13 protein-coding genes, 1 tRNA gene and 1 pseudogene are annotated in these 12,054 nt (G+C 71.7%); 4 read left to right on the top strand and 11 right to left on the bottom strand.

The genetic code is table 11. From position 1 onward, the window contains the following. Positions 1–215: pseudogene (locus E9934_RS19430) on the top strand (hypothetical protein); the annotation flags it as partial. Positions 216–237: 22 nt separating this feature from the next. Here E9934_RS19430 and E9934_RS00315 read toward each other — a convergent pair. Then, a complete protein-coding gene (locus E9934_RS00315) occupies positions 238–1,191 on the bottom strand; it encodes a pirin family protein (protein WP_136560854.1) in 954 nt (317 codons plus the stop codon). A gap of 247 nt (positions 1,192–1,438) precedes the next feature. Between E9934_RS00315 and E9934_RS00310 the strand changes: the two genes are divergently transcribed. Together E9934_RS00310 and E9934_RS00305 are read left to right on the top strand one after the other, a co-directional pair. Continuing rightward, positions 1,439–3,016, top strand: coding sequence for a phytoene desaturase family protein (locus E9934_RS00310; protein WP_136560853.1), 1,578 nt, complete (start codon positions 1,439–1,441; stop codon positions 3,014–3,016). 85 nt (positions 3,017–3,101) lie between these two features. After that, positions 3,102–3,177, top strand: a tRNA-Lys gene (locus tag E9934_RS00305). A 50-nt stretch (positions 3,178–3,227) separates the two neighbouring features. Here the strand turns inward: E9934_RS00305 and E9934_RS00300 are convergent. The 10 genes from E9934_RS00300 to E9934_RS00260 form a co-directional block, all read right to left on the bottom strand. Continuing rightward, entirely contained in the window at positions 3,228–3,710 is a 483-nt protein-coding gene (locus E9934_RS00300) for a nuclear transport factor 2 family protein (protein WP_136560852.1), read from the bottom strand. A gap of 62 nt (positions 3,711–3,772) precedes the next feature. Continuing rightward, a complete protein-coding gene (locus E9934_RS00295; protein ID WP_136560851.1) occupies positions 3,773–4,750 on the bottom strand; it encodes a WYL domain-containing transcriptional regulator in 978 nt (325 codons plus the stop codon). Beyond that, the gene (locus E9934_RS00290; protein WP_136560850.1) at positions 4,747–5,739 is read right to left on the bottom strand and encodes a helix-turn-helix transcriptional regulator; all 993 of its coding nucleotides are present in this window, start codon (positions 5,737–5,739) and stop codon (positions 4,747–4,749) included. The genes E9934_RS00295 and E9934_RS00290 overlap by 4 nt, the downstream gene beginning before the upstream one ends. 88 nt (positions 5,740–5,827) lie before the next feature. Beyond that, a complete protein-coding gene (locus E9934_RS00285; RefSeq protein WP_136560849.1) occupies positions 5,828–8,248 on the bottom strand; it encodes a penicillin acylase family protein in 2,421 nt (806 codons plus the stop codon). Between the two features lie 70 nt (positions 8,249–8,318). Next, positions 8,319–8,642 (bottom strand): GroES family chaperonin, encoded by a 324-nt coding sequence (locus tag E9934_RS00280; RefSeq protein WP_425576942.1) that lies wholly within the window; start codon positions 8,640–8,642, stop codon positions 8,319–8,321. Between the two features lie 16 nt (positions 8,643–8,658). Continuing rightward, positions 8,659–8,913 carry a DUF3618 domain-containing protein gene (locus E9934_RS00275; RefSeq protein WP_136560848.1) on the bottom strand — a complete coding sequence of 85 codons (255 nt, stop codon included), beginning with the start codon at positions 8,911–8,913 and terminating at the stop codon, positions 8,659–8,661. After that, on the bottom strand, positions 8,910–9,680 hold the full coding sequence (locus tag E9934_RS00270) for an energy-coupling factor ABC transporter ATP-binding protein (protein WP_136560847.1): 771 nt from the start codon (positions 9,678–9,680) through the stop codon (positions 8,910–8,912). Before E9934_RS00270 ends, E9934_RS00275 begins: the two co-directional genes overlap by 4 nt. Then, complete coding sequence (cbiQ, locus tag E9934_RS00265; RefSeq protein ID WP_136560846.1) at positions 9,677–10,369, bottom strand: cobalt ECF transporter T component CbiQ; 693 nt, start codon at positions 10,367–10,369, stop codon at positions 9,677–9,679. The genes E9934_RS00270 and cbiQ overlap by 4 nt, the downstream gene beginning before the upstream one ends. 10 nt (positions 10,370–10,379) lie before the next feature. Then, entirely contained in the window at positions 10,380–10,754 is a 375-nt protein-coding gene (locus E9934_RS19960) for a PDGLE domain-containing protein (RefSeq protein WP_202977138.1), read from the bottom strand. After that, the gene (locus tag E9934_RS00260) at positions 10,751–11,440 is read right to left on the bottom strand and encodes an energy-coupling factor ABC transporter permease (protein WP_202977137.1); all 690 of its coding nucleotides are present in this window, start codon (positions 11,438–11,440) and stop codon (positions 10,751–10,753) included. The genes E9934_RS19960 and E9934_RS00260 overlap by 4 nt, the downstream gene beginning before the upstream one ends. A 117-nt stretch (positions 11,441–11,557) precedes the next feature. Between E9934_RS00260 and bcp the strand changes: the two genes are divergently transcribed. Further along, a complete protein-coding gene (gene bcp / locus E9934_RS00255; protein ID WP_136560845.1) occupies positions 11,558–12,052 on the top strand; it encodes a thioredoxin-dependent thiol peroxidase in 495 nt (164 codons plus the stop codon). The last annotated feature ends 2 nt before the right edge of the window (positions 12,053–12,054 follow it).

The following is a 12,054-nucleotide window of genomic DNA, read 5'->3' as shown; positions in this document are numbered from 1 at the left end:
CCGTCACGAGAAGCCACCACCGCATCAAGACCCACGACAACTGGGAAGTGCGACAACCATTCCCCGGGATCACGATCTGGCGAGATCCCTACGGGGCCCACTACCTGGTCGACCCGACCGGCACACGACGCATCACCACCGACACCGACGGCGAGGCCAGCGGCTCGCGCCTCGAGGTCTACACCACCCAGCTGCTGCTCGACCTGGCCGGCTGACGCCGACCCACGCCCTCCCCACTCAGCCGCGCATCGGCAGACCGAACCGCCCCTTCTGGTAGTCCTCGTAGGCCGTCATCACCTCGGCCTTGGTGTTCATGACGAACGGTCCGGCCCAGGCGATCGGCTCGCGGATCGGACGACCGCCGACGACGATCACGTCCAGCTGGGGCGAGCGCGACTCCTGGCGCTCGGCGGCGGTGATCGTCAGGTAGTCGCCGGCACCGAGTACGGCGGTCTGACCGGCCCGCAGGGACGCCGGCTCGGTCGCGCCGACCGTGCCCGCGCCGTTGAGGACGTAGACGAGGGCGTTGTGCTCGACGTTCCACGGGAGGTCGAGGCGGGCGCCGGGCTCCAGGGTCGCGTGCACCAGGGCCATCGGCGTGTGGGTGGAGCCGGGGCCGTCGTGGCCACCGACGGAGCCGGCGATGACCCGCACCAGCGCGCCCGCGTCCTCCCCGGTGAGCAGTTGGACGTCGCCGGAGCGGATGTCCTGGTAGCGGGGATCGGCCAGCTTGGTGTCGCGCGGCAGGTTCACCCACAGCTGGATGCCGTGGAAGAGGCCACCCGCCTGCACCAGCCACTCCGGCGGGGTCTCGATGTGCAGCAGGCCGCTGCCGGCGGTCATCCACTGGGTGTCGCCGTTGGTGATCGTGCCGCCGCCGCCGTGGTTGTCCTGGTGCTCCATGACGCCGTCGATCATGTAGGTGACGGTCTCGAAGCCGCGGTGGGGGTGCCACGGCGTGCCCTTGGGCTCGCCGGGCGCGTACTCCACCTCCCCCATCTGGTCCATCATCAGGAACGGGTCGAGGCGGGCCATGTCGATGCCGGCGAATGCCCGGCGGACGGGGAAGCCCTCGCCCTCGTAGCCCTGCGGCGCGGTGGTCACCTGGAGCACGGGGCGTGGCTGGTCGCCCAGCCCCGGTCCGGGGATGCGGGGCAGGACGGTGAGGTCGTCGACGGTGATCGCGGGCATGGTGCCCTCCTCGGGGAGTGGGAAATGTAGTTGCCATGTCAACCATACCGCTGCGCCGGGCATTCCCGGAGCACTAGATGTGAAAGTCCAAGGGGTCGTGCTGCGAGCGGCGCTCGGCGCCGCGCCCGCAAGGCGCCGGCGCGACGGCGGTCTGGTTGCACCATCGAGCGTCGGCAACGCCGCGGGCGCGGATGCTGAGCGTCGCACAGCGCGCGAGACCTTGGACTTGCTCATCTAGGGTCGACCCATGACGCGCTACGACGTGGTGGTGGTCGGCGCGGGCCACAACGGGCTGACCGCAGCGGCCTACCTTGCCCGCTCCGGCCTCTCCGTCCTCGTCCTCGAGCGCCTCGACCGGGTCGGTGGCGCGGCCGTGTCGGCGCAGGCGTTTCCCGACTTCCCGACGCGGCTGTCGCGCTACTCCTACCTCGTCTCCCTGCTGCCCGAGCAGATCGCGACCGACCTCGGGCTCGACCTGCGCCTCGTCAGCCGGCCCACGGCGTCGTACTCCCCGGTCCGGCGCGGCGAGCGCCACGTCGGACTGCTCGTCGAGCGCGACGAGGGCGAGGCGACACGCGCGTCCTTCCGGGAGCTGACCGGCTCCGACGAGGAGTACGACGCCTGGCGCGCCTTCTATGCCGAGGTCGGCGAGCTGGCCGCGGCCGTGGCGCCGACCCTGACCGGTCCCCTGCCGACCGAGGCGGCGGTCCGCGAGCAGGTCGGCTCGACGATCTGGACCGACGTCGTGGAGCGGCCGATCGGCGCGGCGATCACGCGGCGCTTCCGCGACGACCTCGTGCGGGGCGTGGTGGGCACCGACGCCCTCATCGGGACCTTCGCCTCCCTCCACGACCCGTCGCTGGTCCAGAACCGCTGCTTCCTCTACCACCTGATCGGCAACGGCACCGGCGAGTGGCGGGTGCCCGTCGGCGGGATGGGCGCCGTGGCCGACGCCCTCGCCCGCGCCGCCCGGGAGGCCGGGGCGGAGCTCGTCACCGGCGCCGGCGTCAGCGCGATCCGCCCGGGCGACGGCCCGTCCGGCGGGGTCGAGGTGCGCTGGCACGACGGCAACCGGGAGCAGGTCGTCGAGGCCGGTCACGCGCTCGCCAACGTCGCGCCGTGGGTGCTGCAGATCCTGCTCGGCGAGCCGGAGGACGCGACCACGAAGCCCGAGGGCGCCCAGCTCAAGGTCAACTTCCTGCTCTCCCGACTCCCGCGGCTGCGCTCCGGGATCGACCCGGCCGTCGCGTTCGCCGGCACCCTGCATCTCTCCGAGGCCGCCTCCGACCTCGAGGTCGCCTGGGCGGCCGCGCGGCGCGGGGAGCTGCCCGACCCGCTGCCCGGCGAGGTCTACTGCCACTCCCTGACCGATCCGTCGATCCTCGGCGACGTCCCGCCCGGCACGCACACGCTGACCTACTTCGGCCTCCACACCCCGGCCTCGCTCTTCGCCGACGACCCGGAGGCCGGCCGCGCCGAGGCCCTGCGCCGCGCGATCGCCTCGCTCGACGCCGTCCTCGAGGAGCCGATCGAGTCCGTCGTCCTGCGCACCCCCTCGGGCGAGCCCTGCATCGAGGCAAAGATCCCGCAGGACGTCGAGGCCGACCTCGCGATGCCGGGCGGCCACATCTTCCACGGCCACCTCGACTGGCCCTGGGCGCCGCCCCGGGCCCTGCTCGACTCCCCCGCCGCCCGATGGGGCGTGCAGACGCCGTACGACGACGTGCTGCTCTGCGGGTCCGGCGCCCGCCGTGGCGGGGCGGTGTCCGGCCTGGGCGGCCACAACGCGGCACAGGCCCTGATGGAGCTGCTGGAGATGCGTTGAGACGCGCACCACGGTCGCCGCAATTTCACCGCCCGGCACCACGCTGGTAACGTTTCGCCTCGCGTTCACCCCGGTGAGCGTGGATGCACCCCTAGCTCAATTGGCAGAGCAGCTGACTCTTAATCAGCGGGTTCTCGGTTCGAGTCCGAGGGGGTGTACCAACCACGAAGGGCCTCCGCCGCGGCGGAGGCCCTTCGTCGTTCCTGACGCGTCAGTGCGCGAGCTCGGGGTCCCAGCGGTTGGCGATGAGCTTGAAGCTCGGGGTGTCGTCGAGGGAGGTGATCGCCTCGTAGATGCGCTCGTAGCCGGTCGCGGCGATCCGCCACTGGCCGTCCGGGTCACGGCGGTACTCGTCCTGGTAGTAGCCGGCACCGCGGATGACGACCTTGAAGTCGGGGACGATCACGGTGTCCTCGAAGGCCCAGGAGGCCTTCGCCGTGCCGCCGTCGACGTCGATCTCCGGGTGCTGGGCGACGTGCATGGTGATCGTGCCGTTGCTGAGATTGCCCTTCATCCACTCCACGACGGCGTCGCGGGCATCGAAGTGCAGGGGCTCGTCCATCGCCATCGTGCCGTAGCGGGCCCGGACGTCCTCGGCGAGACAGTCGCCGAAGTCCTCCCAGAGCTTGAGGTCGAGGCTACGGAAGTAGCGGTGCTTGAGGCGCTTGATCGACTCGATCGCTTCGAGGTCCATGAGGGCAGGCTAGTTCGAATCTAGAACTTGTTCTAGTACCTGTCCCGGGTGGACCGGCTCCCTCACGTCGAGTGGTGCAGGAAGAGCTCGTGCGCCAGGAAGAGATCGGTGTCGCGCAGCGCTGCCGGCTCCAGCACCATGGCGGGCGCGCCGGCGGCGAGGACCAGCATCCCCGCGCGGCGATCCAGCGGTGGCAGCAGCTCGACGTCGACGACCACCGTCTCCTCGTCGTCCTCGACGAAGGTGACCTGCTCGGCGTAGAAGTCCGCGGCCCATCGGGCGCTCTGCGGCAGCAGCACGCGCACCGTGGTCGTCGCTCGCTGCTCGGCGATCCGCTCCTCGACGTCGTCCGGCAGCTCGAAGGCGCGGTCGAGGACCTCCGCCTCGCGGATGTTGGAGAGCAGGAAGGTGCGCAGCCGTCCGGCGTCGTCCGGCGGACCGGCGTCGATCTCCCACCCCCGGCGGGTCTGCACCAACCGGTAGGGCTCGATCTCCCGCTCCGAGACCCCCGGGGCCCAGGCACGGGAGTAGACGATGCGCACGGCGCGGCGCTCGGCCCGTGCCCGCTGCAGGTCGGGCAGCATCCGGTTCCAGGTGCGGACGTCGGGGACGGCGGCGGCGTCGCCGAACATCGTCTCGGCAAGGACGTCGATCGCCTCCTCCAGGTCCGCATTGCCCGGCTCGGTCTCCAGCAGCGCGAGCGCGGCGCCATAGACCAGGCCCAGCTCGCTCGCGTCGACGTACTCGATGCCCAGGTCAGCCGGCCCGTCGGCGACCAGGCGGACGACGCCTGCCGTGCCAGGGTCCTCGTCCGCACCGTCGGCGCCGACGAACTCGAGCACGTCCGGGCGCAGGAGGCCCCACTGCCCGCCGATGTCGGCGGTGTAGAAGGCGAGCAGGTCCTCGCGCAGCTCGTCGACGGGCACGTCGAGCTCCTCGGCCAGGATCGCCAGGGACATGCCGTCGGGCTCGCGCCCCAACCGCTCGAAGACCTGCGGCAGGCGAGCGATCCGCTGGACGTACTTCGGTGCGTTCGTCACTGCCCGCTCCCCTCGCTCGACCGCACGGCCGGCACCTCACCCGGCACCTCACCCGGCACCTGACCCGGCACCTGACCCGACACAGCCAGGCCGGCGGCCTCGGCGAGTGCCGCCACCACCTCGGCCCGCACCTCGGCCGGGCCGACGACCCGCACCCGCCGGCCGAGCTCGTTGAGGCGGGCGCGCAGTGCGGCGCGGTGGGTCACGCGGTAGGTGAGGTGCACCAGGTCACCGGCGACGGGCCCCGAGGAGACCGGCTCCCCCAGCCATCGACGGACGTCGGGCTCGAAGTCGGACGCGGTCTCGAGGACCACCTCGACGGGCTCGTCGATCTCCCAGGTCATCGGGTGGAGGCCGGAGTGTCGGACGGTGACGAGCGTCTCGGCGCTGCCCCGCGCGCCCGCGACGACACCGGACATCCGGGTCACGACGAACGTCTTCAGCAGGGGCGGGTCGTCCTGCTGCCCGTCCGGCAGGTCGTCGCGCTCGACACCGCTGAGGTACCAGGCCCCGTTGCGGTTGCGGACCGACTCGGGGTGGACGACGCGGGCCGTGCCCTTGTAGGCGAATTCGAGGACCCGGTGCTCGCGCACGGCGTCCACGACCAGGTCGAGGGCGCGCGGCGCCTGCGCGGGCACCTGGGCGACCAGCGACTCGGCCACGGTGGCCTCCGGGAGGCCCAACCGCTCGGCGAGGTCCGACCTGTCGGCCAGCAGGACCGCGCGGCGCAGCGCCGACTGCTGTTGCGGGGTGAGGCGGAAGCGGAGCCGGTTGTCGACGGTGCGCATGCGATAGACGGCCGGCTCACCGGGACCACGCAGGTTCTCGATCTGCCAGCCCTGCCGCTCCAGGTGGTTGAGGTCGCGCTTGAGCTGGGTCTGCGCGTCGGCACCCCCCGCGAAGCCCGCGAGCTCAGCCAGCTCCTCACCGCTGACGCCGTTGATCGGATGGCGCTGCAGCATCGCGGCGACGCGGACCAGCCGCTCCATCGGTCCCCGTTGATCGCGTCCCGGCCCCTTCGCCACGTCGTCCCTCCCGGCTGGTCGCTGGCCTGTCGCTGCGCAGGCTACCGGGCCGTCACCGCCCGGTGACGCGGAGCGTGCGGACGAGGTCGGCGCGGATCTGCGCCGGCGTCCACGCGAAGCGCACCCACTTCTCCTGCGAGAAGAGCCTCGTCTGGTCCCTCGACCACGGCGAGCCGGGGTCCTCGTACTGGCTGTAGGTCAGGATCGTGCGCGCGTCGACCCGGCCGTCGGCGAGGTAGGAGACCGACTGGATGTGCGACGAGCCGTAGTTGATCGCCTTGTAGCGGCCCGGGTTGCCGATCGGGTCGCGGGACGCGAGCGCGTTGGCATTGCCGGCCAGGTCGCCCTCCCCGCCTCCGAGCGGGAACGCCGGGGCGCCGCGGTCGCCGGCGACCTGGAGCGAGCCCCACGTCGCGTCGAAGGCGACGCCGGCGTCGCGCACCTCGTCGATGGCGGCCTGCATGGCCGTCACGACCGGCTGCGTGGTCTTCAGCCCGCGTGGGGTGTTGAACGGATCGGCCTTCGAGAACGGCACGGTCCACAGCGCGTTGCCCGTCGGGGCCTGCTGGACGAACGCCTCGAAGATGTGGGTGCCCACCGAGTCGACGTCGGAGCGGCCGTCCCACGCCTTCAGCACGCGACAGGCCTCGGTCTCGCCGGTGGCGGCGCAGACCTCGTCGAGCCGGCCTCCCTCACGCATCACCTCGGCGGCCCGCACCCGGTTGGCGTACTGGTGCGAGCGCAGCGTCGCGGGCGTCTCCTTGCCCACGGCCAGCCGGTCCACGACGTACTGCCCGACCATCCGGGTGCGCATCGTGCGCTCGCACTGCTCGCAGCCGATGATCGACGCATAGCCCTCGAGCCGGACCTTGTCGTTGGGCGTCCAGTAGGAGTCGTTGGCGTTCATCACCCAGTCCCGGCGTACGACGGCCGGCAGGTTCTTCGGCCCGAGGATCCCCGGCCGCTGGGCATCGGCGTCCGTCCCCCACTTGCACAGGCTGTCGGCCAGCAGGCCGTTGAGCCCCGGCAGTCCGGCGACCGTCTTGAGCAGCAGGCCGACCGGCGTCAGGCAGCGGGTGGCCATCGCGTCGGTGACGTGCGGGACGACGCTGTGGTCGGCATAGAGCACCTCGCCCCGTCGGTCGGCGGCGGTCGTGTTGACCCACGGCATGCCGCCGCCGGCGTCCTGGCGGGCCAGGAGGTCGCGGCTGCTGGTCGCCTCACCCATCGCGAGGAAGGTGTCGATGGTGCGCAGATGCTCGGCGTTGGCGTCGCGGATCGCCCAGAAGCTGATCGGCGACCAGCCCATGAACTGCGACGGGCTGTCGATCACGTAGCCCTGCGGCACCCGCCACAGGTCCTCCCGGACGGTCGTGACCGAGCCGTCGGGCTGCTTGACCTCGACGTCGACGAAGCGGCGCTCGGCCTTCCTGAGGAGCCCGTTGGCGGTCAGGTAGAGCGGACCCGGACCGACGGTGAGGAACTCGTAGGGCGTGAACCGGTAGGCCGTGGAGACGGTGTGGCTCCACGCCACGTCCTTGTTCCAGCCGATGTTGACGACGGGTGAGCCGATCAGGGAGCCGCCGGCGACGTCGTACTTCCCGGGGATGGTGAGGTGCTGCTGGGCGAACTTGTAGCGCCCCGTCCACGGGAAGTGCGGGTTGCCGAGCAGCAGGCCGCGACCGGTCGAGCTGGCGTCGCCGCCGACGGCGGTGGCGTTGGAGCCGAAGTCGGTGTTCTGCCCCAGGCCGGTCAGGATCTTCTGGCGGTCGGACTCGTCGAGCTGCGCGGCGTAGGCGGCGACCTCCGACGTCGAGGTCGGCAGTGGCAGGTCGAGACCGAGGTCCGGCAGGCCGGGGTCGGCGAGCGTGGGCGGGTCGGCCTCGACGATCTCCTTGACGAAGACCCCGGAGGAGGCCAGGAGGTTGGCGAGGTAGACGCCGTACCAGAGGTCCAGCTCGGTCGCGTCGGGCTTGATCCAGGTCGACCTGCGGCAGGCCGGGTCGGTGATCCGGTTGTCACGCAGCCAGCGGTTGATGCCGGCCGTGTAGCCCTTCACCATCGCCTTGGCGCGGGCGGTGGGTCCGGCGGGCGAGGCGAGCAGGGTCTCGACGACCTTGCGGTTGCGCAGGTCGGTCACGAAGGCATCGACCTGCAGGTTGGAGGCGTCCATCGAGACGCCGTCGGCATAGCGCCCGTCGCCGCCCAGGTAGCGGGAGCGCTGGCCCCGGGCCGTCAGCACGGTGTCGGCGAGGTTGCAGATGGACGAGCTGGCCATGGCGTAGCCGCTGCCGTAGCCCAGCGAGCCCCAGTCGTCGGCCACCACGTGCGGGATGCCGTGCGTCGTGATCCGGATCGTCGCGTCGTACGTCGACGCGGCGGCCGCCTTCTCCGCGTCGGCGGGCGCCGTGGCGGCGAGCGCCGAGACGGTCAGGACGGAGGCGAGCAGGAGGGACAGACGTGAGGAGCGCACGCCCCTCCAACGGCCCCAGCGTGACCTGCGTTACGCCGAAGTGGAGACCCCTCGCGAGATCAGACCCGACTCAGAGGTAGAGGCCTGCGGCCTCGTCGGCGAGCCGATCGGCGGCCACGGCGTGGATGTCGCGCTCGCGCATCACGACGTAGACATCGCCGGACACCTCGACCTCGGCCTTGTCCTCGGGGTCGTAGAGGACCCGGTCACCGGAGACGACGGCCCGGCAGTGCGGACCCACCGCGACGACGCGGGACCAGGCGAGCCGACGAGCGCCCATCGCCGCGGTCGCAGGGATGACGATGCCGCCGGAGGAGCGTCGCTCGCCCGCCTCGCTGTCGGTCTCGCACAGGATGCGGTCGTGCAGCATCTTGATGGGTGTCTTGTCGGACACGGTGTGAGAGTCGCTCTCAGTCGGTGCTGGTGACCTTGCGGAGCACCACGATCACGGCGATGACGCCCACGACCGCACCGACGGTCTTGAGGATGTTGTCGGTGCGGGGCTCGCCGGTCTCGGCGTTGACGTAGTGGGCCTTCACGGCGGCGACCTCGCGACCCACGATCGTCTTCGGGTGGGACCGGTAGAGCAGCTGGTCGATGGTGCCGGCGAGGCGCTCGCGGGCTTCCTCGATCTCGCGCTCGATGTCGGAGGGGCTGTTGCTCACCCGGGCAGGCTATCAACCGGGATGGACCGGGGGTCGAAGCCCCATGGCAGTTCCAGCCGGTGGGCACGCATCAGGGCCTCATCCGTGAGCACGTCGTACGTCGCCGCGTCGGCCACGACGCGTCCCTGGCTGAGCACGACCGACCGGGGGCAGAGCTCGAGCGCGTAGGGCAGGTCGTGCGTCACCATCAGCACGGTGATGTCGAGTGAGCGCAGGATGTCGGCGAGCTCACGGCGCGACGCCGGGTCGAGGTTGGAGCTGGGCTCGTCGAGGACGAGGATCTCCGGCTCCATCGCGAGCACGGTGGCGATGGCGACCCGGCGGCGCTGGCCGAAGGAGAGGTGGTGGGGCGGGCGGTCGGCGTCGTCGGCCATGCCGACCTGCTCCAGGGCCGCCATCACCCGCTGGTCGAGCTCGGGGCCGCGCAGGCCGAGGTTGGCCGGTCCGAAGGCCACGTCGGCGCGGACCGAGCCCATGAACAGCTGGTCGTCGGGATCCTGGAAGACGATGCCGACCCGGCGGCGGATCTCGAGCAGGTTCTTCTTCGTGACCGGCAGTCCGCTGACGGTGACGCTGCCCTCGCCGTGCCCGGTCTCGCCGGAGAGGATGCCGTTGAGGTGCAGCACCAGCGTGGTCTTCCCGGCGCCGTTGGGCCCCAGCAGCGCGACCCGCTCCCCCGCGTGCACGTGGAGGTCGACGCCGAAGAGGGCCTGATGGCCGTCGGGGTAGGCGAAGGCGAGACCCCGGACGTCGAGGACGGGTGTCATCGGGCCTGCTCGGGCAGGCGGCCGTCGTAGCCGCGCGACAGCATCGCGAGGTGGACCCGCTCGCCCCGCTCGTAGGACCGGACGAAGAGGGCACCGAGCGTCCGGGCGAGCGCCGGCCAGTGCCGCGGGGAGCGGGGATCGACGCCACGGGATCGCATGGCCGTGATCATCCTCCCCAGGTCGGCGGTGACGACGTCGAGGTAGCGGATCATGAACGACATGATCTGCACCAGCAGGTCGGGGAAGCGCAGCCGCTGGAGCCCCTGCAGGACGTCGGCGGGCTCGGTCGTCGCTGCCAGCGTCAGCGAGGCCAGCACACCCAGGGTGCCCTTGACGGCCAGCCCCCAGGCGGCGACCAGGCCCGACTCGGACACCGTCAGCTCCCACCCGCCGGGCATCGACAGGGCGACGCGCGGGCCCTCCGCCACGAACGGGATGAGCGCCGCGAACAGGAGGAACGGCACCTCGATGACCATGCGCGGCAGCACGTAGCCCAGCGGGACCCGCGCCAGCGCGAGCACGCCGAGCAGCACCAGGAGGTAGCCGCCGAAGACCGGATACCACTCCCGCGGCGTCGCGACGACGACCAGGGCGAAGCCGAGCAGGCCGAGGATCTTCAGGTGCGCGGGGGCGCGGTGGACCACCGAGTGCCCGTGGAAGTGCAGGCGGTGCCCGTGCCCGGCGCCCATCGCGACCCGATCAGGCTCTCGGGGTCGTGGTGGCGGTCGTGGTCGCGGACGGGTCGGCCGATGCGCCGTCGATGTCCGCATCATCCGACCCGCCGCGACGTCGGAGGACCCAGAAGAGTCCCCCACCGATCAGCAGCGTCAGCGCGACGCCCGCCACGCCGGCGATGCCACCGCTGAGTCGGTCGTTGTCGACACCGCTGGTGCCGTAGTCCTCGAAGGGGCTGCCGGTCGTGACCGGGTCCTCCTCGGCGCTGTCGAGGAAGCCGGTCCTGTCGGCGACGTACTCCAGTCCGTCGGGGTGACTGCTGGCATAGAAGCTGCCGACCCCGGCGATGAGCAGCGCCACCAGCAGTCCGGTCACGAGGAACTTCCGCTGGCTGGTCACGCGCCGGCCTCCTGGGTCACGAGCGGGCGGCGGGCGGAGCGGAGGCCCCGGGCACCGTGGACGAGGTCCGGCCGGGAGGCGACGACGGCGCCGACCACGAGGCCGGTGACGACCGCCTCGCCGAGGCCGATCACGACGTGCCAGCCGACCATGGCGGCCAGCACCTTGCCGGTCGCGACGTCGGCGGTGCCGCCGATGGCGAACAGCAGGGTGAAGAACGCGGCGGCGGCGGGGACCGAGACGAGGGCGCCGACCGCGGCGGCGGCGGGCACGGACTCGATCCTGCGCGGAAGGACCATCAGGGCCAGCTTGAACACGGCGTAGCCGACCACGAGACCGACCACGGCCATCAGGGTGATGTTGGTGCCGAGTGCGGTGAGCCCGCCGTCGGCCATGAACAGCGCCTGCACCAGCAGCACCACGCTGATGCAGAGCGCGCCCGTCCACGGGCCCACCAAGACTGCCGCGAGGGCGCCCCCGAGCAGGTGTCCACTGGTGCCGGCACCGACGGGGAAGTTGATCATCTGCCCGGCGAACACGAACGCCGCGACCAGCCCGGCCATCGGCGCCGTGCGGTCATCGAGCTCGGCGCGAGCCCGGCGCAGCGCGACCCCGACACCCACGGCGGCGACGACGCCGGTGGCCACCGAGGTCGGCGCGTCGAGAAATCCGTCAGGGACGTGCATCGGGGCATCTCCTCGGGTTCGGCAGCGCGGCGCGCCGTGTAGTTGGATGGTCACCAACAGCACCACCTTATTGCATGCCTGTTGCAACAACACCTGCCCCTCAGGAGAGGTCCGAGAATGACCGACGCAGTCCGCCTTGCCCCCGGCGACCCGGCACCCGACTTCACGTTGCCGGCCGACGACGGCACCGAGGTGTCCCTCGCATCGCTGCTCGCCGAGGACCGCAAGGTGATCGTCTACTTCTACCCCGCCGCGATGACGCCCGGCTGCACCAAGCAGGCCTGCGACTTCACCGAGTCGCTCGACTCCCTGGCGGCCGCCGGCTACACGGTCGTCGGCATCTCCAAGGACGCCCCGGCGAAGCTGGCGAAGTTCCGCGAGCGCGACGGGCTCGGCATCACGCTGCTCTCCGACACCGACCTGACGACCCACGAGGGCTACGGCGCCTACGGCGAGAAGAAGCTCTACGGCAAGATGGTGCAGGGCGTGATCCGATCCACCTTCGTCATCGGAGCCGACGGCACGGTCGAGGTTGCGCAGTACAACGTCAAGGCGACCGGCCACGTGGCCAAGCTGCGCCGCGATCTCGGGCTCGCCGACGGCGCCGCCTGAGC

Source organism: Nocardioides caeni, from assembly GCF_004912195.1.
Taxonomy (GTDB): domain Bacteria; phylum Actinomycetota; class Actinomycetes; order Propionibacteriales; family Nocardioidaceae; genus Nocardioides; species Nocardioides caeni.
Note: the sequence above shows the minus strand (reverse complement) of the source record. Positions and strands in the feature narration are given on the sequence as shown.

Bases quoted from the DNA above. Each gene is read 5' to 3' on its own strand.
- E9934_RS00315 (WP_136560854.1), bottom strand. From the start codon at position 1,191: ATGCCCGCGATCACCGTCGACGACCTCACCGTCCTGCCCCGCATCCCC.
- E9934_RS00310 (WP_136560853.1), top strand. From the start codon at position 1,439: ATGACGCGCTACGACGTGGTGGTGGTCGGCGCGGGCCACAACGGGCTG.
- E9934_RS00300 (WP_136560852.1), bottom strand. From the start codon at position 3,710: ATGGACCTCGAAGCGATCGAGTCGATCAAGCGCCTCAAGCACCGCTAC.
- E9934_RS00290 (WP_136560850.1), bottom strand. From the start codon at position 5,739: ATGGAGCGGCTGGTCCGCGTCGCCGCGATGCTGCAGCGCCATCCGATC.
- E9934_RS00270 (WP_136560847.1), bottom strand. From the start codon at position 9,680: ATGACACCCGTCCTCGACGTCCGGGGTCTCGCCTTCGCCTACCCCGAC.
- cbiQ (WP_136560846.1), bottom strand. From the start codon at position 10,369: ATGGGCGCCGGGCACGGGCACCGCCTGCACTTCCACGGGCACTCGGTG.
- E9934_RS00260 (WP_202977137.1), bottom strand. From the start codon at position 11,440: ATGCACGTCCCTGACGGATTTCTCGACGCGCCGACCTCGGTGGCCACC.
- bcp (WP_136560845.1), top strand. From the start codon at position 11,558: ATGACCGACGCAGTCCGCCTTGCCCCCGGCGACCCGGCACCCGACTTC.